Origin of the sequence: Levilactobacillus tongjiangensis, assembly GCF_003946345.1 — a bacterium.
Lineage (GTDB): Bacteria > Bacillota > Bacilli > Lactobacillales > Lactobacillaceae > Levilactobacillus > Levilactobacillus tongjiangensis.
Genome location: NZ_RHNY01000006.1, coordinates 1 through 26,626, shown reverse-complemented (window position 1 = coordinate 26,626; position 26,626 = coordinate 1). Strand labels below are relative to the sequence as shown.

The window sequence follows — 26,626 nt, the reverse complement described above, 5'->3', positions numbered from 1 at the left end:
CTCTAAATCCCTCCAATGGATTGGTGTTTAATTTTTGCTCGTTGTTCCTCTAAGCGGTGTTCATGTGTCAAAACAATCTTAGCCTGAACAAAGGTTTTATCATCCACCACGCGGGCTTGCCGGAGGTGATCCAATTCCAATGCCATGACCTCAATGTCCCAAAGGCGCTTGCCAATGTACACATAAATTCCGAATTGTTTTAGTAGCTGCTGGACATCATATAACGTTTTCATTGTGCCACAACCTCCGTAAAATTGCACGAGACTTTTCGTTGTTTACTGGGCCATACCGTGTAAATACAACCAGACCAATCCACCGATCAGAACAACCGTTGCCACGACACGTTTAACTGGGCTAACTCGACCAATTCTGGGAACGCCAACTGTATACGCTACCAAAAAGCCAACAGCTAACCCGCCGATATGCCCCGCCAGATCGATTCCTGGCGTGAACACATCAAAGGCAATGTTCATCACCACAAAGGCCATGAAAGTCCGCGCAAGTTGACTGATCACGGGGTTTTGCCAGAAGGATTCCCCCAGCATCATGAACGCCCCAAACAGGCCAAAGATGGCCGTACTAGCACCGGCAGAAAGGCTGTCCGAGAAACAGAAACTCGCGATATTGCCCCCAATGCCAGAAACTAAGAACATCACTAAGAATCTCGTATGACCAAACGCCGCTTCAATCTGCATCCCGACGAAGTACAGCGTGATCATGTTCATTAGGATGTGAGTGAACCCGATGTGTAAAAACATTGGGGTGGCAAGTCGCCACCACTCTCCCTGTTGAATCAGGGCGTTCACCTTGGCGCCATAAGTAATTAAGACGTTGACGTTCGTACTGCCGCCAGACACCGTCATGGCACCGTAGACGAGCACCATAATGGCAATTAGGCCCACCGTCATGAACGGATACTGATTCCAGCGATGCAATCGATATTTAATTTGTGACACCGTCAGGCTTCCTTTCTACTTTACCGCTGCGTTCAAAACCGCATCTAGGATAACATCAAAGGGTTCCACCTGCCAACTCGCTTGTTGGATCTGCTGAGCCGGCAACGCTAACGCCACCTTAGCCCCTGTCGTCCGTGGCAAGTAGCGGTCATAGTAGCCGCCGCCAAAGCCTAACCGTTCTCCCGTCGGTGCGAAGACCAGTCCAGGAACGATGATCAGTTCAAACTCCGCCGGCGCCACGATCATCCCGTTGGTTGGCTCTAACAGGCCGAATTTCGTTCGCGCTAACTGCGTCTGACCATCGAGAACGTGAAACGCCATCTGTCGCTTAGGCAGCGTCTCAGGGACCGCAATCGTCTTGCCTTCAGCGTGAGCCCGCTCAATAATAGGTTGCGTCGCCAATTCGAAGTCCCCACTGACGGTCGTCGCAACCGTGTGGGCTGTCTGCCAGTAGTCACTGGCGAATAACTGTTGATACAGGTCGGCTGACGCTGCTTGACGTTGCTCATCGGGCATCATCTTCAGGGTCTGAATGGTTTGTTGCCGCAGTTCAGATTTTGTTGGCATGGTTTACCCCCTTGTAGAAAAATTTCAATAAAAAAAGGTGCGGACTCTCGCCCGTACCTTACTTAGTTTCACGATGCAAAGTTACTTTCCGGTCACGTGGGCAGTATTTCTTAAATTCAACCCGGTCCGGGTTATTACGCCGGTTCTTGCTGGATAAGTAATTGCGTTCGTGGCATTCTGTACATTCTAAAGTGATGTGTACACGCATTGTGGGTAACCTCCCAACTTATTCAAAATTACAGGCTAGAGCCCTTAACTCGTAATATATTACCATTAATCCGTGGCAATTACCAGTCATAATCTCAAATATGTTAAGGAAAAATACTTAACAGCTAAATTACCCGTTGGTGTTCTGGGCTGCACCCGACTTCGTTGCCTTGGTTGGGTTCGTCAACGTCGAGGTCGACTGAACGTATTTCCAGTAAGCAGCATAGATGGATTTGGCCAACTTCATGTTGTTATCTTCGGCACCGACTCCCAAGTTAGGCATTGCTAACGCAACGACCACTTGTGGGTCGTTGGAAGGCGCATAGGAGGCCAGACTCAAGGTAACCGTTTCGTTCCCCTTGTAATACGTCTGAGCGGTCCCAGTCTTCGCTGAGATGCCTGGTGAGATGGAAGCCAACTCGGCACCAGTCTTGTAAGTGTTGGTCCCATGAACAACGTCATAGAGCCCTTCCTTGACCAGTTTCTTCTCGGATTCCGTCATCCCAATGGTGTTCAAGACCTTTGGCGTCACAGTGGACTTGACAGCCCCGAGTGATCCGTCAGACTTGGTGCCACGGATGGACTGAACCACGTGTGGGGCAATCCGGGTTCCCCCGTTGGCCACCGTCGACATGTATTGGGCAACTTGCATAACTGTGTAGGCATCGTAGTTCCCGTACGCCAAGTCAAGTGCGTTCCCAATGTGAGCCCGTGAACTGGACCCCTTCAAACCAGTGCTTTCACCTGGAAGATCGATGCCAGTCTTAACACCTAATCCAAACTGGTTGAAGTAACCCCGTTCAATATCAAAGGCCTTGGAACTCATAGTCAGTGCCGCACCTGATGAGTACTTGAACCCAGCTTCCTTCATGGCTAATTGCATCATGTAGGAGTTAGAAGAAACTTCCAGGGCTGAAGCTGCGTTGACTGCCATATTAGCGCCACCATTGGCGTTAAACCAAGAAGCCTTCTTGACCCCACCAACCGTGATTGGCATATCAGTCAAGGTACTATTCGTTGGCGTAATGACACCCTTCATCAAGGCACCAGAGACCATGGCCCCCTTGACGACAGACCCCATAACGATATCACTGTTAATGGTCCCCAACGCATTCTCGGTGACCTTCCCCGTCGATGGATTCCGGTCCACCCCGGCCATCCCAATGACGGCCCCAGTGTTCGGATTCATGACAACAGCGTAGGTCCCAGTCGAGTTACCACCAGCACCAGACTCGGCCGATTTGACGAGCGACTGCAACTTACTTTGGAAGGTCGAGTTGATCGTCAGTTGCAGGTTATCACCCTTCTGACCACCGTACTTCTGAACTTCCTTGGTCACCGTGTTGTTCCCGGCAACCTCGACCTGTTTTTCAGCCTTGGTTCCCCGCAGAACAGATTCGTACTCCTGTTCCAGGTAGGACTGTCCGACACTGTCGTTACGAGAGTAGCCTTGTGCCAACAATTCGTTGACCTTGTCACTCGGTAGCCCAGTCTTTTCAGAAGAAACCGTCCCGATAATCGACTGAATCGACGTCCCGTTCGGGTAATTCCGTGACCAGCTAGTCCCAACCTTGATACCAGGCATCTCGGATAAGTGTTCCCCAATTTCGGCAATTTCTTGACTAGAAACACCCGAATCCTTGATGTAAGTGGTTGACAGAGCGTACGCACCGCTCATCTTCGCAAAGATTTCCGCGGCATTCTTTTGACTCTTAGTTAATTTAAAGGAAGAATCACCCTGCAAATAACTTAAAGCCTTATCGTACTTCTGTGTGGCCGTTGCCCCTTTGGGAAAGGAGAGCTTACTTTCAACAGCCTTCAATCGATTCACATCCGTTAAGTAGTAATCGATTGATTGACGCGGCGTTAACGAACTGGTTGACACCGTTAAGTACGTTCCCAACCGATTGGCAATCTTGTACATGTCCGTAGACAAGACGTTGACACCCTTCGTGTAGGAAATGGCTTGGTGGGCCTTGTTGCCGACCAGCACCTTGCCGTTGGAATCATAAACCATCCCCCGTTGCACGTTGGTGGTTTCAATCGTGGTATCGGTCTGATTGACCTCCGCCTTGAACTTCGTTCCGTAAATCACTTGTAGGTACGCTAATTGACCAATCAACGCCACAAATAACAGGGCAACGATAAAGAAAAGAAAGTTTAACCGGAACGGAATCTGCGACTTGCTAGGGCCGCCACTAGACCGTTGGTTTCGGTTACTAACGCGATTATAAAAATTCTTCACAACAGCTCTGCTCCTTATTGTACAGTTACTATTTTACCAAACTTCGCCGTCGGCCACTATCCCACTACCGAAATTTAATCATTCTATGCTATTCTAGAGACCTGAACGGAAAATGTACAGGCTCCAAGTTAACTTTTATAATTTCTAAAGATTGAGGTGGCTTTTTTTGCAAGACAAAAAACGGCGCTGGTCCCTTTCCCGACGCCAAGCAACTTTATTGGGTGCGTTCTTCACACCCTTCATATTAATGACAGCCTATTTTATTTACCGACAAATGGCGCCGTTCGGATCAAGTAGTTTACTAACCGTTGACCTTGGCCAACAGTATATCGACTTTTTCGCCTACCTGCGACGGGCGATTCTCCACGACCCAAGCAGTATCTTCTACTCGTTTGCGAACGGCTTAGGTGGTGAGATGCTAGGAACTTGGGCCTACTACCTGCTGAGTCCTCTGAACTGGCTACTGTTACTGTGTCCCGGTGCATCCCTGACTACCGGCGTTTTCTTTCTCACCGTCTTTAAGTACGGCCTGGCGGGATTGGCCTTCGGTTGGCTGTTGGACAAGACGACCGCCCAATCAGGACTCAAGCTGGTGACCTTTGCCACGGCCTACGCCCTAATGGGTTGGTCGATTGCCAATCAATTGAACATCATGTGGTTGGACGCGGCCTACCTGCTGCCCCTGATCTTCTACGGGCTGTATCTCCTGATGCATACTGGCAAGTGGCGAACCTACGTCGTCTGGCTGACAATTATGTTGGTCGTCAACTACTATATGGCCTACATGATCTGTCTTTTTATGATTCTGGCCTTTATCTGGCTGGCCGTCGACCGGTTTTCCAATTGGAAGACTTTACTGATTCAAACCGGTAAATTTGCCCTGACCTCAATCGCCAGTGGTTTACTGGCCGCATTCATCCTCCTGCCAACTTGGTGGTCCCTTGCCCAAAGTAAGGCCCAGTACACGGTCACCACGTTTAAATGGAAGTTTGAATTTTTTCCACCCAAGATGTTGGCCAAGTTCTTCATGGGCAGTTTTAATTTCGACCAAATGCCTAGTGGAACCGCAAACCTCTTCATTGGGGCAATCGCTTTGTTAGGAAGTATTTTCTTCTTTAGCGACCGTCGTGTCCGCCTACGTAGCCGATTGACCGCCGGGGTATTGACCATTTTCTTGGCCCTCTCCCTCTGCGTTCAACCATTAGATTTACTCTGGCACGCCGGTCAGTTCCCCGTTTGGTACCCGTACCGATTCTCATTTATTGTCAGCTTCTGGCTGATCTGGCTGGCCGCACGAACCCTTACCGACGACTTTCAACCTGGCTGGCTGGCAATTGCCATTGCCACCCTGCTGATTGCTGCTGGTGGGGCCTACGTAGCACTTAACCTGAAATCCTTCAAGTTTCTACAAATGAACCAGGTCCTCTTAGGCTTGTTTTTCGTCGTTCTGGCCCTCGCCTTAACGACCCTGCCCATGAAGACCCATTGGATCTACCCACTGACCTTCTTCGTCATTGGTCTGACCGAAGTTTCCGCCAACGCCTTCATGTCTCTCAATAACATCAGCTACGTGTCACAAGGCGAATACGGCAACTATACCAATGAACTCCAGCAATTGGTCACCAAGGTCCAGCAGAAGGACACTGGCGCCTATCGAATTGGGAAGACTTTCCTCCGAACTAAGGGCGATGCCTTCCAGACGGGGTACAATGGCGGTGGCGTCTTCTCATCCGTCTTGACCAAGACCACGCCCACTTTTTATGGCAAAATTGGGAACCCCGATGGGGATGGCTTCGTTGAATACAGTAACGGGACCCTGATCACTGATTCCCTGTTGAACATGAAATACTACTTCCAACAAAAAGAATTGTCTGGTGCCCTCAGTGGTAGCAGTCTGCTACCGGCCGCGACCAACGCTGCCGACCTAGCGGATTACCAAAAGATTGGGGCCGACCACTGGGCAACGACCTACCGTAACCCATACGCCCTACCAATGGGCTACGTTGCCAGTTCCCAAATTCTTACGTTAAAGAATAAGACAGCCGACCCCGCCCAGTACCAGGCTAACTGGTTAGCGGCGCTGACTGGGAATCCGGCCGATCAGAAACTTTACACGGCCCAAAACTTCAATCAGGTCACGTTCCAAAATATTAATCAGCAGACTAAAATCACCGGCGCAGTTCTGCAAAAGAAGAATCTGTTGAAACCGGCCAAGATTACGCTGACGTTCGTGCCGAAGGACAATGACGCCTATTATCTAACGTTTGGCTCCACCGTGAACCCTGACAATGCGAACTTTGTTTTAAATGGTAAAACCCTGAATCAGTACAAGACCTACCGCAACACCATCATGGTGAGTGCGGCCGACCATGACAAGGGTAAGCCAATGAAGCTGACGATTCAGCTCAAGAAAGGCTCCCTCTGGCTAGATAACTTCACGCTGTACCGCTTAGATACGCAACGCTTCCAGTCAGCGGTCACCCAGCTGAAGACCCACCCTTGGCATTTGACAAAACACACCAGCCGCTACTTTAAGGGAACGGTAACGAGTGAAAAGTCGGGCCAAGTTCTGAACACCTCCATCCCTTACTCACAGGGTTGGCACGCGACCGTCAATGGTCATACCGCCAAGACAGTCAAGACTGTCGGGATGTTCACCGCGGTTAAACTCCCCAAGGGTCAAAACACGGTGACTCTCGCCTACTGGCCACCCCTCCTGAATGTCGGTATTCTAATTAGTTTAGGAACACTCGTCGTCTTGACTGGTGGTTGGTACCTCTACCACCGTCGCCATTGAGTTTCCTAAGCTAGACACCGTAAGACCAAAAGTTTCATTGGATGCAGAATAGTTTTAAAACTATTTGATAGCCACCCTGCGATCCACAAAAATAAAGGTCATCGCCGAAATTGGCGATGGCCTTTTTACTTGTGAAGCCTTTAAACGATGCACCTAGCTGTTGCCACTACTTATCAAGTTCACCATTATCATCGTATTGATAGACGGGACCATCAGTCTTGGCGTCGTAGTCGATCGTTAAATCGTAGCCCACGAAGAACCATTGATCCCCCTCAGTAATATAGTAGGTCACATCATCCTTCTTTTCCGCAACAACTGGGTGGCGGGGATGATCATCAGGCGTCATTCCTAGTGAGAACCCTTCGTGAACCGGGGTCTTGCCGTAAACTTTACCAAAGAAACGAACGCCACGGCCGGTCATACCCATGTCTTCCCGAAACCATTTGCTTGCTGCATCAGTAACCTTAATTTTCATAATATAAGACTCCTCTTAGACAGACTATGAATCCGTTTTCATTCTATTTATACCACGAGAAACGGGTATTTTGCAAGTATCATTTCACTAACTGTATTATGCACGATTTAATTGTGCATTACGAGTAAAACGCTCAAAGCCCGTCACCACCACGCTTACCCGGAGTTTTATTGAAAAATATTTAAAAAAAGGAACGGGTCACCGCCAGCTTTTGAGCAAGCGGTGACCCGTTCCATAATTTAGTTGCATAAATTTTAATAATCCATTGGGCTATCATGCCAAGACACAATCAAAGCCGGAGGAGGCCAGGGATTCGGCCAGCCGTGATTGTGGTGTTAGTTGGTGATTTTTCCAACTTACACCACGGGCGACTTTGGAGACACGGGGTCTTCGTGGCTTCAAATCGAGCGAGAAGACTGGTGCTATTCCAGTCTGAAGCGTCCCCACAGCAGGCGGAATCTCTGGCCTCCGGAGTGCGATCAATTAATTTATCTTTCGGCATTTAATTAGTATCGTTTTAAACGACTTTATTCAACGTCTAAGACTTCCACGGACATGTCGCCACCCGGAGTATCAAACGTAACCTTTTCACCCTTACGATGACCCAGAAGGCCCTTAGCGATGGGTGAGTCATTAGAGATCTTACCAGACATTGGGTCGGCTTCAGCTGCCCCAACGATGGTGTATTCTTCTGGTTCTTCATCGGGAAGTTCCTTGAAGACGACCTTCTTACCAACAGTGATTTCATCTTTGTCAGTCCCACCATTGTCAATGATCTGGGCGTATTGAAGCATCCGTTCAACGGTGCTGATTCGTGTTTCTAGCATACTCTGTTCGTCCTTAGCTGACTCGTATTCAGAATTTTCTGAAAGGTCCCCATATGAACGCGCAATCTTAATCCGGTCAATTACTTTAGGACGTTGATTGATCTTTAAATCTTCGAGTTCGGCTTCAAGCTTCTCCTTGCCTTCCTCGGTCATTGGATACATTTTTTCTTGTGCCACTTTGGCCACCCCTTTAACAGTTTTTAAATGCCGTGAGTTTCACTCCGACTTAAATTTATTGTGATTTAGAAAAGGCTAGCCGTTTTGTCAGCTAACCCGTCCTATTCTATATGGTTGTATCTGGATTGTCAAAAACTTGTTCGTTACCACTAGCTTCGAGAATTGCCCGAATCTTGGTTACTAACAGGTCGATGGCAACTTGGTTCTCGCCACCCTCAGGCACAATCAAGTCGGCGTAACGTTTAGTTGGTTCTACGAATTGATGGTAAGTTGGCTTAACCGTCGCTAGGTATTGTTGAATAATGGACTCCAACGACCGGCCCCGTTCATTCATGTCCCGTTCGATTCGTCGAATGATTCGAATATCATCATCAGTGTCAACGAAGACCTTGATGTCCATTAGATCCCGCAGCCGTTCATCATCCAGAATTAAAATTCCTTCCAAGATGATAACGTCCCGTGGTTCCTGATGAATCGTCTTGTCACTACGCGTTGAGAGCGTGTAATCATACACGGGTTTCTCAATGGCTTGACGGTCTAAAAGTTGCTTCAATTGGGAAATCAAGAGGTCCGTATCGAAGGCCAGGGGATGATCATAGTTCACCGCTGCCCGTTCTTCCATGGTCATTTCGGACTGATCATTGTAGTACGAATCCTGTTGTAAAATCATGATTGAATGTCCAATCAATTGATTGAAGATTGCCCGACTAACGGTTGTCTTACCGCTACCGGAACCCCCAGTTACACCAATAATGATCGGTCGCTTTTTGTCTGCCAACACTGTCGCCATCCTTTATTTATTATCACTTGCTAATGAACTTGTTTTTTCTTGATGTTGCGCATAGGTTTCTGAGAAGTACACCTTCCCCGTCTTGGTATTGGCGATGAAGTAGTAGTACCCCTTCTTCCGATCTGCCGGATGTAAGACCGCCTTGATCGACGAAGCACTTGGGTTTGCAAATGGCCCAGGGCCATACCCCGTATGGGTGTACAAGTTGTATGGTGATTTAACCTTCAAATCCTTGTAGGTCAACGTCTTCTTGGTCGTCTTCAGCGCGTATTGCACGGTAATGTCCGACTGAAGAGCCATGCCAGCCTTGATTCGGTTCAAGAAGACCCCCGCAATCTTGTCACGGTCAGATTGCGTGACCCCTTCACGTTCGACTAAGGACGCCAAGGTCAGAACTTCTTGAACGGTACGGCCTTGCTTCTTAATGGCGGCGTAGCTCGGTTGTAACTGCTGGTCCATATTGCCCACCATCTGCGTCACAATCTGCTTCAACGTCATCTTCTTGCTAGCCTGATATGTGGCTGGTGCTAGGTAGCCTTCCAGCCGATACCGGACATGTTTGGCCTTCTTAGCCGAACTTAACAGTTGCGGATACTTGGCCGCCAACTGATTGAAGAAAGTCTGATCCTTCATCAGATTCATGAATTCCTTCTTGGTGAAATCAGTCGTTTGTGGAATCTCAGTGGCTAATTGATCGATCGTCTCACCTTCACGAACCAGAACCTTACCAGATTGACTCTGAATTGGTTCTGCCGAACCACCCTTTTGAAGCTGCGTGGCAATTTGCTTCAAACTCATTGAAGGTTTCAGTTGATAGTAACCCGCCTGAAAATTCGTGAATTTATTTGATTTAACGTAGTAGTTGAAAACCATACCACTCTTAACCACTTTTTTATCCTGGAGAATCTGACCAATCTTATTCGAGGTCGCCCCAAGGGGAACGTGAACCTGAACCACGTTTTGATCATCAGAATCATAAGGCTTCAGTGACGTCTGGAAATAGTGATATCCGAAGATACCAATTGCCACCGCCAGAATCACGAGTAGACTTGCCACACCAATGATGATGCGTCGTCCAAATGAACGTTTATTCCCCGCTTCATGCCGTGTAGGCGTGGGATCTGTGCCATTATCCAACTTATTTCCTCCGTTCTATGCCATAGTCTTCTCTATTATACAGAACTTCCCCCCAAGCGGGAACATGAAAGTGTGACTTTGATGAAAATGTAATCTTTTTTTCAGCAACCAGTTGGCAACCTGACCCAACCAACGGTCATTTTTAATAAAAACGTGTTCAATCTTCCCGAAAGAGAATCAAACACGTCTTTAATTGGCTTTTAAAAAATATAAATTAAGGGACGTTAGCCAGGCACTTCATCTGAAATCGTTGAAATTTACTGATGCCAATTATCAATTTTGCAATAACTGCTCACTGTCGCATTCCTGCCAACTGAAAGCAGCAATTAGCAAAAATTAACGAATTTCAGCACCTAAGTCGTCTTGCAAGCGTTTCTCAACCTTTTCGAAAGCCTGCGTAACGGCGTCATCGACCAACGTTTCATTCTTGTCTTGGTAAGTGAGGGTGTAAGCCAATGACTTCTTCCCCTTAGGGACCTTAACACCATCGTAAACGTCAAAGAGCTTGACGGACTGCAGGAATGCTCCGCCCCGCTTTTCAATCAAGGCCACGATTTGTTCGTTCGTCACGTCATCGGCTACCAGCATGGCAATGTCTCGCGTAATCGCTGGGTAACGTGAAATCACGTCGTATTGGTTTTCCTGCTTAGGCATATCAATGATTGCCTGCAAGTTGAGTTCAAAGACGTAAGTGGCACCAATCTTAAATTGCTTAGCAATCGTAGGGTGAACTTGACCCATGAAACCGATCCGGTGACCGTGAACTAAGATATCTGCGGTTCGCCCTGGATGCATTTCAGGCATATCGGTATTGGCTTCGTAAGTGACATCCCCGTTAACGGCCATGTCTTTCAGGTATGCTTCAACGATCCCTTTGATTTGATAGAAATCAACTTCTTGGGCAGGTTGGTTCCAACCTGCAGGCATCAGCGTCCCGGTGATTGCACCAGCAATGTGTTCCTGTTCGCTTGGACGGTCAGTACCATTCTCACGGTAGAAGACCCGGCCTTGTTCGTATAACGCCACATCCTTCACTTTACGAGCAGAATTGTAGGCAATGTCGTCTAAGAGACCCGTGACAACGTTCATCCGCAGAAATGCGTGATCAACACTCATTGGCCAAGCCAATTGGGTCGTTTCACTGTCTTGCATCAAGAACATCTTGGCCTTGTCTTCCGTCGTCAATGCGTAGGAAATCGCTTGGTTCAAGCCCAGCCCTTCCAGGGAGTGCCGCGTTGCGCGCATCAATTTTTGTGCGGAAGTCAACGTCCCCATCGTCATCCGCCCAGTAAGTAAGGTCGTTGGTAACTCATCGTAACCGTAGATCCGAGCAATTTCTTCCAACAAATCAGCTGGAATGTGAATATCATTCCGTCGAACCGGAACCGTCACCGTGAGCGTTTCACCCTTGCTAGCGACGTCAAAGCCTAAGCTTTCCAGAATATGGGTAACTTTAGCGAGGTCGAGGTCAGTTCCCAAGACGGCGTTGATGTGACCTAACGTAATCGTAATAACTGCTGGATCAGGAATGTTCGCTGAACCCACAACGGCGCCCGTTTGAACTTCCCCTGCAGCCAGTTCGTTCATCATTTGCGCAGCAGCGTCTAAGGCTTCTTGCACGCCTGCTTGATTGACACCACGTTCGAACCGTTGAGAAGCATCCGTGTGTAAGTGATGCCGTTGGGCTGCCTTCCGGATGTGATCATGTTCAAAGACGGCAGATTCAATGGCCACCGTAACGGTCTCATCGGAAATAGCCGTGCTTAATCCACCCATCACACCAGCCAACGCGATTGGTGCTTTGTCGTCAGCGATGACGATATCTTGTGGGTCTAAGTCGTGTTCGCCTTCATCTAAGGTCGTCAGCTTTTCACCAGCCTTAGCCGTCCGGACGTAAACGTCTTGACCAGCAAACTTGTCGTAGTCAAAAGCGTGCAAAGGTTGACCATATTTCAGCATAATGTAGTTCGTGATATCGACCACGTTGTTGATTGGCCGGTAACCAGCGTTCCACAAACGAATCTGTAACCACATTGGACTTGGGGCCAGCTTAACCTGCTTGACTAACCGCATCCGGTATTGAGGGGCTAAGTCAGCATCCACGTGAACGGCCAATTGGTCTTCAATGGCTTGGCCGGCTTCCTTCAAATCAACTTGATCAAGGGTAACTGGTCGGTCGTAGATGGCTGCCAAATCATGCAACGTTCCGTTCAAGCTCAGCATGTCACCCCGGTTAGGCGTCACATCTAAGTCGATCAGACTGTCGTTCATCCCCAGGTAATCGTACACATCGTCACCAGGTGTTGCGTCTGCTGGTAAGACATAGATTCCGTCGGCGTAGTCCTTAGGAACAACATCGTCTGAGAACCCAATTTCTTGTAAGGCACAGATCATCCCGGCTGAAGGAACACCGCGCATCTTAGACTTCTTGATCTTAACGTTACCAGCAATGCGGGAACCAGGTAAGGCAACAATGACCTTCTGGCCCTTATCGATGTTAGGCGCACCACAGACAATTTGTAAGGGGTCGTCTTCACCAACGTCCACCTGACAAATGTGCAGGTGATCTGAGTCGGGGTGCATTTCAATCGACAAAACGTGGCCAACAACGATTTTCTTCAAACCATCACTGGGTTTAACGACGTCATCAACTTCAACGGAAGTCCGTTCGATTTTTTCCGCCAAGTCAGCGGGTTTAACGTCTAAATCTAAATATTCTTTAATCCAATTGTATGAAATCTTCATGGTTGGCGGTTATCCTTTCTTTGTGAATTGCGTGAGGAAACGAACATCATTTAGGTAGAAGTTCCGGATGTCATCGACCCCATACTTCAACATTGCGAACCGATCTGGGCCCACACCAAAGGCAAACCCACCGTAAACATCAGGATCCACGCCGGCCATCTTCAAGACGTTCGGGTGAACCATGCCGGCACCAAGGACTTCGATCCAGCCGGTATTCTTGCAGACACTGCAACCCTTACCACCACAGTTGAAGCAGGTAATATCAGCTTCAACTGAAGGCTCAGTGAATGGGAAGTAACTTGGCCGCAAACGAACGTCAAACTTATCCCCAAACAATTCGTGAGCCAGAACTTGAAGGGTCCCCTTCAAGTCAGCCATGGTAACGTGCTTGTCGATCACCAATCCTTCCACCTGATGGAACTGGTGGGAATGGGTCGGGTCATCGGTATCGCGCCGGTAAACAACTCCGGGTGAGATCATCTTCAAAGGTCCTTGACTAAAGTCGTGCTTTTCCAGCGTCCGGGCTTGCATTGGTGACGTTTGGGTCCGCATTAAGATTTCTTTTGTAATGTAGAACGTATCCTGCATATCCCGGGCTGGGTGATTCTTAGGCAAATTCATCATTTCAAAGTTATACTTGTCTTCTTCAACTTCCGGACCGCTCAGAACTTGGTAACCCATCCCTAAGAACAGGTCTTCGATTTGATCGATAATTTGTTGAATCACGTGTGGTTCACCCTTGGCTACTGGTGTCCCAGGCAAAGTCACATCGATTTTTTCGTTTGCTAAGCGTGCATTCAAGACGGCATTTTCTAATTCTTCACGCCGCTTAGTCAATGCAGCCGTTAAGTCGTCACGAATTTCATTCGCAAAAGCACCAACTTTAGGCCGTTCTTCAGCGTCTAAGTCGCGCATGCCCCGCAAGACTTCCGTGATGGGGCCTTTTTTACCTAACAGTGATACTCGGACCTGGTTTACATCCTTGAGGTCGCTTGATTTCTGAATTTCGGTCAAACCGCGTTGGCGCAGCTCGCTTAATTTATCTTTTAACGACATACAACATCCTCCATTTTAGTGTTCTGTTTCTAACATAGTTACGCGTTACTTACAGCGATGATTTCCCCGTCTTATGGGCAAACAAAAAAACTCCGCCCCATAACTAGGGACGAAGCTTCGCGGTACCACCCTGATTTCAGTCAAAGTCCAAGACTTTGACCACACTCAGTCGTGATAACGGTCACTTACCGGTCAATCATTCATCGTGTTTCCACGAATCCCGATGGCAACTCAAGAACTGAATTCACCAAACCGTTTGAAGTTTGCTTACAGTCTAGGCAAACTCTTCCTGACAAACGACACCGGCTACTGCTTTTCTATCATCGTTTTTAACTATTACGTTATCTTAGCCTAGCGGATTTTCTGAAAACTGTCAACTACTTCTGGTTAGTTTCCGTTGGGCAATACCACTTATCAGACCAGGCGTGAACGGCCGCCATAATGTCTTTGAATTCTTGGCCCTTTTGGGTGAGTTCATACTCAATCAACGCGTTATCTGGGAAAGTCCGGCGAACAATCACGCCGTTGGCTTCCAATTCCTTCAAACGTTCCACCAAGACGCGATCACTACAACGAGGAACCTTCCGCGCTAAGTCACGGAATCGTTGTGGACCTTCTTGAAGCAGGACATCAATGATTAAGCCATTCCACTTCTTACCTAAAAAAGAAAAGGTCTGCTCGAATCGTGGACAAAGTGTGAAATCCACGGTGGATTCGTCAGGCACCTTTGGTGACATTGTTTGCATCTTCATCGTTGCCTCCCATCCAGGTTTCACTGAAACTAGGCGTTAGGCGTAACCTTGTCCATCAAAGCTTCAACACGCTTACGAGCGGGTCCACAGAATTCGTGAACAGCTTCATAGTCATCCACCAAAGAAACAATAACACTTTCCCGATATCTAGGCATAGCAAGAGTGGCCCCCCACATATGCTTCAGAATAATATCTTTTTCCATTGGGCTCAGGTCCGTCAGCTTTTCAGCGTTCCGGAGCGAAACTCGTGGATGGATGAATGCGTGCGAGCCCAAATTGAACTTCGTCGTGCGCCAATCATAATAAAACAAATCATGTAACAACCCACCCCGCGCAGTGGCCCGGGTATTCAAACCAAGTTTCTTTGCAATCAAATAGCTATTGTAGGAAACCGAAATAGAGTGGTCCAATCGGTTAGAGTGGTGATGCTGGGTATAATTCGCCAGGCGTTGAACCGGCTCCTGTGCCAACAAGTCAGAAACTAAAGCAAGGTACTCGGGGTCATCGCGCCAAGTAAGTTTGGTCATAGAATGCTTCCTTTTCATTTAAAATTATGATTTTCAGTCTTCTTAACCCTATATCTTACTTGCTTTTGGCCAAATTGCAACCATTACGCTTCATTTTTAAGCGGGTTTACTGTTTCTTAACCATCAGCCCACTAGCCGGAACATCACGACCCCCGCAGCAACCGCCACGTTCAGGGATTCTGCTTGGCCCTTGATTGGAATGTACAGGTTCCTAGTCGTCATCTGCTGCAGGTCAGGCGCCATCCCATTACCCTCGTTGCCCATCACGATAGCACCGGCGCTGAGAGCGGGCACATCCCGGTAATCCTTCGCTTGCGGATCCAGATTTGTTCCATAAACCGGTAAATGCCGACTGGTGAAGGCACTGATCCAATCATGCAGGTCGGCCTCTACCACTTGGATATGGAACTGACTTCCCTGCATCGACCGTAAGACCTTGGGCAGGTAGCGGCTCGCCGTCCCTTTACCAAAGACCACTCCGGCTAGCCCCGCAGCATCCGCCGTCCGCACCATGGTCCCAATGTTGCCGGGATCTTGCACGTAATCGAGGAAGAGCCAGACACCGGTTGCCATTGCTGGGTCAACGTCCTCATCTCGCGTTAATGGTGCCGTCGCAAAGATTCCTTGGGGCGTACCGGTATCGCCGATCGTGTTAGCGATACTCTCAGTTAATTCGAAAACATCGACATCAGCTGGTAACTCATCAGCATGTCGGTCCAATTGCTCGGCTGTTCCCAAAATGGCAGTCAATGGTTGCTGGGCTTTAATCGCTTCCTGAACCAAATGCCAACTTTCTAATAGGTAGGTTTGGGTTGCCTTCCGTCCCTTTTTACTGGTCAATGCCCGCCACTGTTTGACGCGCTTGTTTTGCCCTGACGTTATCTTTTCTCTCACGGTTGCTTACTCCCATCCATTTTGTTTTCCTAAGTTTACCATATTGCTAGTCGCTCCAGGGCGTTGCGCGGTATGATTAAGAAAGAAATCCCACTCAAAAGGAGGTACACAATCCTGTGCAAACCCAAAAACTCATGGTTAGTGGTCAAGTTCAAGGCGTCGGCTTTCGGTGGTCGGCGGCCAAAGCAGCCCAGCAGCTTGGCATCACCGGAACCGTCAGAAACTGTCGTAACGGTCAGGTTGAGATATTTGCCACTGGAACATCGCACCAACTGATTGACTTTCAAAGCCAACTCAAGCGGGGCCTGTCTCCCTGGATCGCCGTTCAAGCCATCGACGCGACGGACCTCCCCTTACGCCACTTTGACGGTTTTCAAATCGTTGGTTAGGCGGTTACGATATCTGAACCGGCAAGTCAGGGGTCAGGGGCTGATTTCTCCGCGGACTGATGCACACAAAACATTAAGCCCATCATTTTACGCACAACTTTTGGTTATTATTTGAAAAAGGCCTCTAAATCAAGTAAGATGTTTGATGTTGACGGCGTTTTCGCCGTCGGGAGCGTTCACGCTCTACACAGCAATTATAAAGGGGTTCAAAACATAAAATGAAAATATCCAAGAAAGTCCCGGCACTCGGCTCACTAGCCGGACTCGCACTTCTGTTAAGTGGCTGTGTGCAGACCAAAAATGGTAAGCCTTACGGGTTCGTGTACGATTATTTAGCCGTTCCTGGACAACACGTCATGGATTGGTTTGCCAACATCTTCGGCGGTAGCTATGGTTGGGCTATCATCGCCCTGACCGTTATCGTACGGATGGTGCTCTTGCCAATCATGGTCAAGCAAATGCGTGGCGCCACGGTTCAACAAGAAAAGATCTCCATGGTTCGACCACAAATGACCGCCTTACAAAAGCAACAAAAGGCTGCCAAGACACCCGAAGAACAACAGGCTGCCAGTCAGGCTATGATGGCCCTCTACCGGAATAATGGTATCAGTATGACCGGTGGAATTGGCTGTTTGCCACTGTTGATCCAAATGCCGATTTTTGCTGCTCTGTACGCTGCCATTCGGTACTCACCAGAATTATCGAGCTCCATCTTCATGAACATCCCCTTAGGGAAATCAAGTTGGATCCTGGCAATTCTTTCCTTCGCCTCTTACCTACTACAAGGTTACTTATCTATGTTGGGGATGCCGGACGATCAGAAGAAACAAATGCGCATGACCTTATTACTCTCACCCGTGATGATTTTGTTCTTCACGATGAGTTCACCAGCCGGATTAGGCTTGTACTTCTTCGTCGGTGGGTTATTCGCCTGCATCCAAACACTGATCATCAACTTCTACCGGCCACGAATTCGTAAAGAAATCCAAGCCAAAATGAAAGAAAATCCAGCACCAGTCGTGGAACCCGTTGTTACTAAGCCAGCTGAGCCTGAACCAAAGGCTGTCGCTGCTAAGCAAACGAGTGTTAAGAACCGCAACCGGAATGCTGGTAAACAACAGCATCACCGTTAAGCAACTCAGACTAACGCAACTTAAAACCGCCATTCCAGATTAGTCCTGGGATGGCGGTTTTTGTGTGACCTTTAAAAAAAGCGTGATTGGCTGGCCAATTGACAAACCGCATTACTTGGCTTATTGATTAATACAAACACCAACTTAACAGCCGATAATCGACAATCATCGACGACCGCAGTCTGCCGACCTACCACCAAATTTACCAAAATGATTGGTCATCGTTAAATCAGGACAATATTCATTATGATTGCCTATTACAAGAAGCTTACTTTCAACCTTCAGCTGTCCATCTAGACCTCTTCTGGAAATTCAGATAGCTGTCGATCAATCGCCACCCTAGCGTAATCGTTATACGTCATGTCAACACTTGACCATATTGCAAAACGCTCTGATGTTGTTAGATACAGAAAGCGTAGATTAAGCATTTAGCCAACCCATCTAAGGGAATCTTGCTTACGACATCATCAAATTCTGCCGGACTCCGCTGGGGACTGACTCTTTTTTCGCTTCAGACCAAGACTCCACATTTTGCCCCTTTGTTTCAATTTTCAAAAAGCGCTGTGGTTTCAACCGCCACTGAGAATCAAAGGTCAACGTCCGTGATTTCCCTTGCTGATTGTAAGTCACCAGTTGGTACGTATATTCCTTCTCACCACCCCCACCGATAAACTGACGTACCGGCTTCGCAGATGTCGACGCATAAACCGTTTCATTCTTCACTAACGGGTTCACATTATCGATAGCCATTGCCAATTCTGAATGTCTGTTCTTGGTCAAGGCTGGTAATAAAATCGCGCCTACCCCAGCAACGGCCGCGAGTCCAATGATAAATAAACCAAATTTCCCCAAAATTTTCATAATATCCTCCTGTATTAGTTAGTTACTATAGTAATTAAGTAGTTACCACAGAATAGCGAAATTTATATAAGCTGTCAACCCTGCTTTTGAAAAAATCCTACTGCAATTCAAGTTTAAACGACGTTGAAAGGAAAGTGTGGGATCAAGTTCCCTACCGGAGAAACAATCCAACTTAAAAGCTGTGAGAAGACCTCTACTTTGGATATGAATCCTAGAATTGTACCGCCTAATCCCTTGAAATAGCCTATTTTACGGAATTGGACGGCCTGCCTTAGCCATCGAACATTGTTTTGATCCATCTCCAATTCATGGTAGACTCGAGTAAGAAGAGTGAATGCTATGAAATTAAGAAGTGGACTAGGTATTGTTTTAGGTGTCGCGCTTGGCATTGCATTATGTCTCATATCTTCCCTATCGGCTCAAGCTGCAACAAAGTACACAGTAGTTTCAGAGAAGTGGTACAACGTGCCAGCAACTTCTTATCGGGCAAAGTACCCCAATAAAAAAGTTGCTCTTTGGAATAAGAAGCACACTAAACGATACGGCTATTTGACCGACTGTCCCAACACGACGTTCTCACTTAATTCAATTGCGGTTCTTAAACATGGAAATACAAAAGCCGTCTATTATTATGTCGATGCTAGTGGCACCAAAAAGCATCCTAAAGGAACGCTTGGCTATGTTTGGCGTGGATATTTGACCAAAGGATTAGCAATGGATCAGCTCAAGAGCCGTTACGTTCGACTCGCAAAGTTTTCTAATAACGCAGACTATGCCAATTACATTAAATACTCTAAATCACAAAAAATTACTAAGACTTTAGTCAAAGCATTACCAAATATGAAGTTAAACTTAGATTTAACTAATATTGCTGCTTATAAATTCGCGGAAACCATGTCCGATGAAGATTCGTCTCTTCCCGATGTTAAATCTAGCTCTCTAAAGACCCAAAACTACACACATATTATGTATTTCCCAAAGGTTACTGCCTATTTAAAGAAAAGCAATAATGTCGCAACTGCTACCCGAGTCAAGAAAGTTAAGCGTATTCTAGCAAAAGACTACGGATTAACACCTGCAAAGCTAAAACGTTTGAAAAACTATCAAATTGGACTAAATATTGCCGAAAATACAACTGGCAATAAGGTTAAAGATAATGCTCCCCTAACTGTTAAGTTCTATGCTTTTGCTATTGCCCAGAAGGTCAAGTAGTTACCCAATAATCATAGCCAGAAAATAATTAATTCATCAAAAAATGGGAGATAAGCCTATATGGCCTATCTCCCATTTTTAATTATATTAATTTTCTAGCAACTAACGAAGGCTAAAAATCTGATTTAGATGAATCGTCTGGCTGTTCAGCCGAATCCACTGGTGAGTCTTCCAGTAATTGCGACTGGATACCTGGAACATCATTGGCTGCTTGAATCTGCTCCTTCTTCTCGTTTAAAACCTGAGCATCTGCATCCGACAGAATCGGTAGCGAAATGCGGAAGACGGACCCGTGACCCAAAGCACTTTCAATGGTGATTCGACCATGGTAAGCCTCAATCAACCGTTTGGCGATCGATAACCCTAGACCATTGCCCCCCTTGGTTCTAGAACGAGCCTTATCGACCCGGTAGAAGCGGTTAAAGACTCGGTCGCGGTTCTCTTGAGAGATACCTTCCCCAAAGTCTTGGACAGCAATTTCTAGGTTCCGACGGTCACTCTCGTACGTCAGATGAACCTCTTTACGTTTCTGAGAATACTTAACGGCATTGTCTAACAAAATAATCAGAATCTGTTCCAAGTGATTCCGGTAGATCTGTGCCTGTAAGGCGTGATGAACATCGTCATCTAAGATGAAGATGTAGTCCGGATGGATCATCTTGAAGTTGTCAAAGACTTGAAGCACAACCTCACTCACATCAGTGACTTCATTCGGGTAATTGACCTCAATCTGTTCCGCCCGCTGAAGATCCAACATTTCTTGAACCAGACTCTGCATCCGTTTCGTTTCCTGTAAGGAAGCTTTGATGGATTCATCCAGGACCTCTGGGTCGTCCTTGCCCCACCGGTTAAGCATCTCCATATGTCCCTGAATAATGGCCACTGGCGTTCTTAACTCATGGGAAACATCCTCCACGAATTGCTGTTGCTGGTCCATATAGCGCTGGGTCGTGTCTAACATGTCGTTAAACAGTGCTCCCAGGTCGCTCAGCTCATCCTGATGGTGCATCTCAGGTACACGGACATCTGTCTGTGGATCCTCCCTAACGGCGTGAATAGCGTCCCTAATGGCCTCGACCGGTCGCAATAAGAACGTCGCCAAGCTGTAACTTAGAACCGCAGCGGCCAACGCCGCCATCAATCCTAGCACAATTTCAACCTGCAACAGGGTCACCTGCGTCGTGTGATAGTCCCGCAGATTGTCGGTGACCTGCACGTAACCCAGTAAGTGGTTTCCCTGCTTGGCCTTGATAGGCATGCGGCCCACCAAGTGTTTGCGATGGTTGATCGTCTGGGTCACGATTCGCTGCTTGCGGGTTTGCTTGAAGGCTACTTTACTCCGGCCCGTCGCAAACAGCTCGTTGCCCTGTGCGTCGAAAACAGTCACCGTCTGACTGTCACGCGCCAAACTCGTAATCACGGCATTGTTATAGGAAGCTCCCGGTTGCTTGGTCGTTCCCAGAACCGCTCGTGGCCGCAACTGGCGGTTTACGCCCGCACTAGTCAATGGCGTCTGCTGGTTATTCAACCGTTCAACTACCACGTTGATTGAATCTGCAACGTGGGTCTTTTCCTGCCGCATCAACACCGTCATGAAGCTGTTAAAAATAAGAAAAACGATGACACCAAAAATGACTAATACGCCAAAAACGGTGGACAGCGCCCATTCCCACTTCAGTGAAAAACGGAAGCCCTTAGATTTCTTTGGCTCGTCATTTAAGGATTCATCGACTTGTGGCGATCTCACGAACGCATCACGTACCCTGTACCCCGGACAGTCTGGATATAACTCTTCTGACCGGCGACATCAATTTTGTTCCGAAGGTAACGTACGTAAACGTCCACCACGTTCGTTTCAACTTCGGATTCGTAACCCCAAACCTTTGTCAGTAACACATCTCTAGCCAACACCACATTGATGTTTTCCATTAAGGCTAACAATAGCTCGTATTCCCGTTTCGTCAGGTTGATCACTTCGTCACCGCGACGAACGATTCGATTTTCCTTTTCAATCGTCAAATCCTTGAATTTAACCGTCGTCTGCTTGGTATTCTTCTGTTCACCTTCCAAGTGAATCCGCCGAAGAAGTGCACGTACCCGGGCCAATAATTCTTCAATGGCAAACGGCTTAACAATGTAGTCATCCGCACCATGATCCAAACCGGAGACCCGGTCGATCACTGAATCACGGGCCGTCATCATAATAATAGGCGTGCTCTTTTCTTCACGTACCCGGCGCGCCACTTCGATCCCGTTTAATTCAGGTAACATCAAATCAAGCAAAATGACGTCGAAATCTTGTGACAAAGCCGCTTCTAGCCCCGTCCGACCGTTGAATTGCACGTTGGTTTCATACCCTTCGTGCTTGAGTTCCAATTCCACGAAACGGGCAAGGTTTTTTTCATCTTCAATAATTAAAATTCGACTCATTGCGCTTTAACTCCTCTAGGATAATTAGCCGCGCTCGCCCTTCAAATGTCCCAACGAATGAGCGAACGTCCGATATTCATTCAACATTTAATTTTATCATATTTTCTCATAATTGTATGCGAAAACCCCTGAGCCATTCACAGAAAACTTGTGAATTTAATCATCTATAGACTTTTTTAACCTTTTCTGAAAACATGCAACCGGTTGTCCCGAAAAATGATTGTTGCCTATGAAAGCTTGATAGTTTCACTATTCACATTCGTTTATTGAGCAAACTAATCAGTCTAAGTCAACAATACTGCGAATGGTTTAAATACTTTCACAAAAAAAGATGGTATATGTTAAAAAATTCACTTGAAACTATTTGGACTTGCTGTATACTGAGCATGTAGACAAAAAAGAAAAGGGGATTTTTTCATGAAAGCTGCTGTTATTCGCGATTCAGTCGACGGTTACGTTGACATTAAAGATGTTACCTTACGTCCAATCACCCATGGTGAAGCCTTAGTTAAGATGGAATATTGTGGTCTTTGCCACACCGACTTACACGTTGCCGCTGGTGACTTCGGTAAGCAACCTGGCCGGATCATTGGACATGAAGGTGTTGGTAAAGTTATCCAAGTTGCCGACGATGTTGACAACTTGAAGATTGGTGACCGGGTTTCCGTTGCTTGGTTCTTTAAGGGCTGTGGTCACTGTGAATACTGCTTAACCGGTCGTGAAACTCTTTGCCGTAACGTTCAAAACTCTGGTTTCACCGTTGATGGTGCTATGGCTGAAGAATGTATCGTTGATGCTAACTACGCCGTTAAGGTTCCAGAAGGTTTGGACCCAGTAGAAGCAACTTCCCTGACTTGTGCCGGTGTTACGATGTACAAGGCTTTGAAGACTGGTGAAACGAAGCCAGGCCAATGGGTTGAAGTTGTTGGTGCCGGTGGTTTAGGTAACTTGGCTATCCAATACGCACACAATGTATTCGGTGCTCACGTTGTTGCCGTTGATGGTAACCCTGACAAGTTAGCTGCTGCTAAGAAAGACGGTGCCGAAATCCTGATCAACCGTCATGATGACAACGTTGCTGAACAAATTCAGGAAAAAGTTGGTGGTGTTGATAACGCCCAAGTTACGGCCGTTACTAAAGACGCCTTCACTCAATCCGTTAACGCTTTGAAGCCAGATGGCAAGTTAGTTGCCGTTGCTTTACCACAAGGTGATATGGAATTGAACATTGCTAAGACTGTTCTGGACGGTATCTCAGTTCGTGGTTCCTTAGTTGGTACCCGTCAAGACTTAGCTGAAGCCTTCCAATTCGGTGCTGAAGGTAAGGTTCACCCTATCGTTAAGACTCGTCGTTTGGACGAAGTTAACGACATCATTGACGAAATGAAGAGCAACTCAATTGTTGGTCGGATGGTCGTTGATTTCACGAAGTAATCTCCTATAAAAATATAAAAAGTAGCGTTTCCTGTGAGGAACGCTACTTTTTTTGTCCTTTTTTCGGATATAAATACTGCAAAGCTAGGAGATCCCCCGTCGAGAGACGCAGGTGTCCCTGATCAATTGCAAACATCACAGACCCGCGGTTCTCACTATGATCCAATCCCAGTACATGCCCAATCTCATGAATAGCCACGGACTCCTGGAGTCCCCGGTCAGGATAGTGCGCGTTCAACCCTGCCCGACCACGATTAACCGTTAGCAGTTTGATGCCGCTAATCGTTTGGATTTCTGGGCCACCCTTGCCCAACTCCAAATACCCTGGTTGGTTAGAAAGATCCTTGTGATACGTATACAGAGTTATCCCATTTTGCCCAAGCCTAGGTTGACCCGGCACCAAATTAACGATGCCCGTGGCATTATAGACGGCCACTGCCCGCTCGAATAGGGCCTGGGTCTTCGGGGCTGTCCTCGGCGCAAAATGATAATAGTAGGTCGCCTTGAGTTGCCCAGGTTTAACGATTCCCTCAACGGGCGTCGCACCAGCAGCCTCCTTGCGGCCGACCAACGGCAACTTAATAACTAACCGGCTCGCGGCCTGAGCAACTGTCACCTGGGAAGAACGCACGACCTGCGGCAGATCATGCCGCACATACAAAATACTCAAACAACTCACGACCAGTAAGAGTAGCACTAACCAACGTTTCCGCATTCAGGGGTCTCCTTATTCACTCGGTAACTGAACTAACTTAAGCCAGTGTACTCAGGAATTTAGCAGAAACCAAGTAAAATTCAAATTTCTTTCACTTAACGATGGCCATTCATCGGAATTTGACAATTCGATGATTTCATTCATTAAAATTATAATTATAACAATCGCCGCCGGCTAGTATTCGCTTGGCGAGCTAAGCAAGCTCGGCAATCACCTGTTGAATAGTTTTCAAGACCCCATCCTCTTGATTCGACCATTCGGAAATCAGGTTACCAGCACGCTGAATTTCTGCCGGTGCATTCTTCATGGCCACACCCTGACCAGCAAACTGCAACAGCGGCACATCGTTCGCGCCATCACCAAACGCCATGATCTCTTCAGCCTGAATGTGCCAGTGCCGGGCCAACCATTGAACCGCTGGAAGCTTACCTACGTTAGTCGTCACCAGGTCAACGACCCCATAGCCGCTATCATGCGCGACCAATCGACCAGCTAATGCTGTATTTAGCGATTGGACCAATTGTGCCGCCTGCCCTGGTAGCACCGAGACACTAATTTTCTTTATCTTATCCGTCACAGCCTGTAAACTCGTGACCTGGTGGAGATTGTCGTAGAACTTTTCCGCAGCATCAATCAGCTGCTGTGGCGCACCGATTTCTGTGTATGACCCCTTAGCCCCCGTTAAAATGATGTAGGCGCCTTTGAGACACGGTAAAAAACGGTCAGTTTCAATAAACGTCTGCAACTGACTGGCGGTCAAGCTACCATCAAAGACCAACTGGTTGTCGTGGTAAATCGACGCCCCATTCTCAGCAATGATACCCAACTCTGGTGTGAGTACATCAGCAAATAACTCCCGGAGATGGGCAAATTGGTTGCCAGAAGACAGAACCAATTTTACATTGTGCTTCGTTAATTCTGCTAAAGTTTCCGTGAACATCGCCTGGTTAAAGCTTTGGTCATCGTGCAACAGCGTTCCATTCAAGTCCGTTGCAATAAGTTTAATTGCCACAATCTCACTCCTCAATTTTCTTCGTGTGGTTCATTATACGCGAAATGTTTGGTCGGCCCCAAGACCTTTTACGAAAAAATTCCCACAAACAACCGATAGGCTGTCAAATTTCACCATCGTTGCAATCAATTTTGCGTCTAACTCCTGAGCTGCAGCACATTTTGCTAGACTAACAGTACGCGCCCCACTTTAAGGAGGAGAACACTATGAAAAAGCTAGGCTGGTTCCTATTAGCACTTACTGGACCATTACTTGGACTATCCGTCACCGCCCAGGCCAAATCCAACACTAGGACCCCATACATCTGGGTCAGTTCTAAGAAGGTTCGCCCTTACCCGACCTATTTCAAGCTCGGGCAACCGAAACCCATGTGGAATCGGGCACATACCAAAAAAATTCACAACCTACAGAATTATCCCAGGACCACCTGGATCGTCCAACGAAAGATTGTCCTACAATCACCATCAAAGAGCCACGATACTTACTATGAGGTCCGTAGCGCCAACAAAAAGGTCCATGGTTACGTGTGGCACGGCAATCTCAGTAAAGGGGTGAATCCCAACCACGTGACCGCTGGTACATTGGCTGGTCCCCCTGGGTACGCCGTAGAAAAACGACTAATCGACGCACACCTTAATCAACAGCTTGCCAGCCTCTTTCCTGGCACCGTTGCCGATAAAAAGCTCCAGTTGTCAGCTAATATGTTGATTCCATCCCTGACCATGAGTGATGGTGTGATGAACTGTTTGGCGTATTACTTTGATGATGCTTCCGAAGACGTCCTGACATTTTCAGCCAACACTAAGATTGCCAAATCTGCGAACTTCCTTAAGGCGCAACGACGGCAATTAGGTGGCGCACTCAAACAAGCAGGTCTGACGTTCAGTAGCTTCGACCATTATCGGATTGGTGCTTACGCTTATCCGAAAAACCACGCTAAGTACGGTGAATCCGTCATCTATCTACTGGCACCAACCATCCGGTAATCCTACCACATCGCCTACTATAACAACGATATTAGCATGTAAATTAAGCACCCCCAGTGTCCCCCCTCCGCCTTACCGGTCACCAGGTATGTGCTGGAACGGTGCGGACACAACTTGAAGCCTCGAAAATACCGAGTCTACAAGCTTGGTCTTCTGCTAAGCTTGTAGGAAAATCGCCTACCGACTAAGCAGAACGACGCGCCTGCTTTATCCTGCAACTTTTGTGGTTCTATGATATTTGGTGTTGATAGAGAAATCTATCAACACCAATTTTTTGTATAATAAAAGGGGCACACTGCCCC

The 26,626-nt window shown here is 47.4% G+C and carries 25 protein-coding genes; 6 read left to right on the top strand and 19 right to left on the bottom strand.

All coding sequences use genetic code 11. The features are described from left to right. Positions 1 to 2 precede the first annotated feature (2 nt). The 5 genes from EKM75_RS04545 to EKM75_RS04525 all read right to left on the bottom strand — a co-directional run bounded on the left by EKM75_RS04545 (position 3) and on the right by EKM75_RS04525 (position 3,975). The gene (locus EKM75_RS04545) at positions 3 to 233 is read right to left on the bottom strand and encodes a YqgQ family protein (protein WP_125683344.1); all 231 of its coding nucleotides are present in this window, start codon (positions 231 to 233) and stop codon (positions 3 to 5) included. A gap of 42 nt (positions 234 to 275) precedes the next feature. After that, the gene (locus EKM75_RS04540; RefSeq protein ID WP_125692482.1) at positions 276 to 956 is read right to left on the bottom strand and encodes a rhomboid family intramembrane serine protease; all 681 of its coding nucleotides are present in this window, start codon (positions 954 to 956) and stop codon (positions 276 to 278) included. Between the two features lie 15 nt (positions 957 to 971). Next, the gene (locus EKM75_RS04535; protein ID WP_125692480.1) at positions 972 to 1,523 is read right to left on the bottom strand and encodes a 5-formyltetrahydrofolate cyclo-ligase; all 552 of its coding nucleotides are present in this window, start codon (positions 1,521 to 1,523) and stop codon (positions 972 to 974) included. A gap of 58 nt (positions 1,524 to 1,581) precedes the next feature. After that, on the bottom strand, positions 1,582 to 1,731 hold the full coding sequence (gene rpmG / locus EKM75_RS04530) for a 50S ribosomal protein L33 (RefSeq protein WP_011667723.1): 150 nt from the start codon (positions 1,729 to 1,731) through the stop codon (positions 1,582 to 1,584). Between the two features lie 129 nt (positions 1,732 to 1,860). Continuing rightward, positions 1,861 to 3,975, bottom strand: coding sequence for a peptidoglycan D,D-transpeptidase FtsI family protein (locus EKM75_RS04525; RefSeq protein ID WP_125692478.1), 2,115 nt, complete (start codon positions 3,973 to 3,975; stop codon positions 1,861 to 1,863). Between the two features lie 166 nt (positions 3,976 to 4,141). On the opposite strand from EKM75_RS04525, the gene EKM75_RS04520 reads away from it, so the two are divergent. Then, positions 4,142 to 6,772 (top strand): YfhO family protein, encoded by a 2,631-nt coding sequence (locus EKM75_RS04520; protein ID WP_125692475.1) that lies wholly within the window; start codon positions 4,142 to 4,144, stop codon positions 6,770 to 6,772. Positions 6,773 to 6,938: 166 nt separating this feature from the next. Here EKM75_RS04520 and EKM75_RS04515 read toward each other — a convergent pair whose 3' ends face one another. From EKM75_RS04515 to EKM75_RS04475, 9 genes are all read right to left on the bottom strand, one after another. After that, complete coding sequence (locus EKM75_RS04515; RefSeq protein ID WP_125683334.1) at positions 6,939 to 7,247, bottom strand: HesB/YadR/YfhF family protein; 309 nt, start codon at positions 7,245 to 7,247, stop codon at positions 6,939 to 6,941. A 527-nt stretch (positions 7,248 to 7,774) separates the two neighbouring features. Continuing rightward, entirely contained in the window at positions 7,775 to 8,251 is a 477-nt protein-coding gene (greA, locus tag EKM75_RS04510) for a transcription elongation factor GreA (protein ID WP_164508728.1), read from the bottom strand. 106 nt (positions 8,252 to 8,357) lie between these two features. Continuing rightward, a complete protein-coding gene (gene udk / locus EKM75_RS04505) occupies positions 8,358 to 9,041 on the bottom strand; it encodes a uridine kinase (RefSeq protein ID WP_125683330.1) in 684 nt (227 codons plus the stop codon). Between the two features lie 3 nt (positions 9,042 to 9,044). After that, entirely contained in the window at positions 9,045 to 10,178 is a 1,134-nt protein-coding gene (gene mltG, locus EKM75_RS04500) for an endolytic transglycosylase MltG (protein WP_125692473.1), read from the bottom strand. A gap of 336 nt (positions 10,179 to 10,514) precedes the next feature. Next, positions 10,515 to 12,923: a phenylalanine--tRNA ligase subunit beta gene (gene pheT, locus EKM75_RS04495; RefSeq protein ID WP_125692471.1), complete on the bottom strand. Its 2,409-nt coding sequence runs from the start codon at positions 12,921 to 12,923 to the stop codon at positions 10,515 to 10,517. A gap of 9 nt (positions 12,924 to 12,932) precedes the next feature. Continuing rightward, the gene (gene pheS, locus EKM75_RS04490; RefSeq protein ID WP_125692470.1) at positions 12,933 to 13,979 is read right to left on the bottom strand and encodes a phenylalanine--tRNA ligase subunit alpha; all 1,047 of its coding nucleotides are present in this window, start codon (positions 13,977 to 13,979) and stop codon (positions 12,933 to 12,935) included. 377 nt (positions 13,980 to 14,356) lie between these two features. Then, complete coding sequence (locus EKM75_RS04485) at positions 14,357 to 14,725, bottom strand: winged helix-turn-helix transcriptional regulator (RefSeq protein ID WP_125692681.1); 369 nt, start codon at positions 14,723 to 14,725, stop codon at positions 14,357 to 14,359. 35 nt (positions 14,726 to 14,760) lie between these two features. Next, a complete protein-coding gene (locus EKM75_RS04480) occupies positions 14,761 to 15,258 on the bottom strand; it encodes an HD domain-containing protein (protein WP_125692468.1) in 498 nt (165 codons plus the stop codon). A gap of 123 nt (positions 15,259 to 15,381) precedes the next feature. Continuing rightward, the gene (locus EKM75_RS04475; RefSeq protein ID WP_125692466.1) at positions 15,382 to 16,152 is read right to left on the bottom strand and encodes a TrmH family RNA methyltransferase; all 771 of its coding nucleotides are present in this window, start codon (positions 16,150 to 16,152) and stop codon (positions 15,382 to 15,384) included. Positions 16,153 to 16,268: 116 nt separating this feature from the next. Here EKM75_RS04475 and EKM75_RS04470 point away from each other — a divergent pair, with 116 nt between their 5' ends. Together EKM75_RS04470 and yidC are read left to right on the top strand one after the other, a co-directional pair. Beyond that, positions 16,269 to 16,541 carry an acylphosphatase gene (locus tag EKM75_RS04470; protein ID WP_125692464.1) on the top strand — a complete coding sequence of 91 codons (273 nt, stop codon included), beginning with the start codon at positions 16,269 to 16,271 and terminating at the stop codon, positions 16,539 to 16,541. 218 nt (positions 16,542 to 16,759) lie between these two features. Continuing rightward, the gene (gene yidC, locus EKM75_RS04465) at positions 16,760 to 17,674 is read left to right on the top strand and encodes a membrane protein insertase YidC (RefSeq protein ID WP_125692462.1); all 915 of its coding nucleotides are present in this window, start codon (positions 16,760 to 16,762) and stop codon (positions 17,672 to 17,674) included. A gap of 456 nt (positions 17,675 to 18,130) precedes the next feature. Here yidC and EKM75_RS04460 read toward each other — a convergent pair whose 3' ends face one another. Further along, positions 18,131 to 18,535: a YxeA family protein gene (locus EKM75_RS04460; RefSeq protein ID WP_125692460.1), complete on the bottom strand. Its 405-nt coding sequence runs from the start codon at positions 18,533 to 18,535 to the stop codon at positions 18,131 to 18,133. A 339-nt stretch (positions 18,536 to 18,874) separates the two neighbouring features. Here EKM75_RS04460 and EKM75_RS04455 point away from each other — a divergent pair, with 339 nt between their 5' ends. Continuing rightward, positions 18,875 to 19,747: a hypothetical protein gene (locus tag EKM75_RS04455; protein ID WP_125692458.1), complete on the top strand. Its 873-nt coding sequence runs from the start codon at positions 18,875 to 18,877 to the stop codon at positions 19,745 to 19,747. 112 nt (positions 19,748 to 19,859) lie between these two features. On the opposite strand, the gene EKM75_RS04450 is transcribed toward EKM75_RS04455, so the two are convergent. Both EKM75_RS04450 and EKM75_RS04445 read right to left on the bottom strand, forming a co-directional pair. Then, positions 19,860 to 21,494, bottom strand: a complete 1,635-nt coding sequence (locus EKM75_RS04450; protein ID WP_125692456.1) for a HAMP domain-containing sensor histidine kinase — start codon at positions 21,492 to 21,494, stop codon at positions 19,860 to 19,862. After that, positions 21,491 to 22,177 (bottom strand): response regulator transcription factor, encoded by a 687-nt coding sequence (locus EKM75_RS04445; RefSeq protein WP_125683306.1) that lies wholly within the window; start codon positions 22,175 to 22,177, stop codon positions 21,491 to 21,493. Before EKM75_RS04445 ends, EKM75_RS04450 begins: the two co-directional genes overlap by 4 nt. 417 nt (positions 22,178 to 22,594) lie before the next feature. Here EKM75_RS04445 and adhP point away from each other — a divergent pair, with 417 nt between their 5' ends. After that, positions 22,595 to 23,611 carry an alcohol dehydrogenase AdhP gene (gene adhP / locus EKM75_RS04440; protein WP_125683304.1) on the top strand — a complete coding sequence of 339 codons (1,017 nt, stop codon included), beginning with the start codon at positions 22,595 to 22,597 and terminating at the stop codon, positions 23,609 to 23,611. A 43-nt stretch (positions 23,612 to 23,654) separates the two neighbouring features. Here adhP and EKM75_RS04435 read toward each other — a convergent pair whose 3' ends face one another. Together EKM75_RS04435 and EKM75_RS04430 are read right to left on the bottom strand one after the other, a co-directional pair. After that, positions 23,655 to 24,326: a matrixin family metalloprotease gene (locus EKM75_RS04435; RefSeq protein WP_125692454.1), complete on the bottom strand. Its 672-nt coding sequence runs from the start codon at positions 24,324 to 24,326 to the stop codon at positions 23,655 to 23,657. Positions 24,327 to 24,519: 193 nt separating this feature from the next. After that, positions 24,520 to 25,338: a Cof-type HAD-IIB family hydrolase gene (locus tag EKM75_RS04430; RefSeq protein WP_125692452.1), complete on the bottom strand. Its 819-nt coding sequence runs from the start codon at positions 25,336 to 25,338 to the stop codon at positions 24,520 to 24,522. 206 nt (positions 25,339 to 25,544) lie between these two features. Here EKM75_RS04430 and EKM75_RS04425 point away from each other — a divergent pair, with 206 nt between their 5' ends. Continuing rightward, entirely contained in the window at positions 25,545 to 26,324 is a 780-nt protein-coding gene (locus EKM75_RS04425) for a hypothetical protein (RefSeq protein ID WP_125692450.1), read from the top strand. Positions 26,325 to 26,626 lie beyond the last annotated feature (302 nt).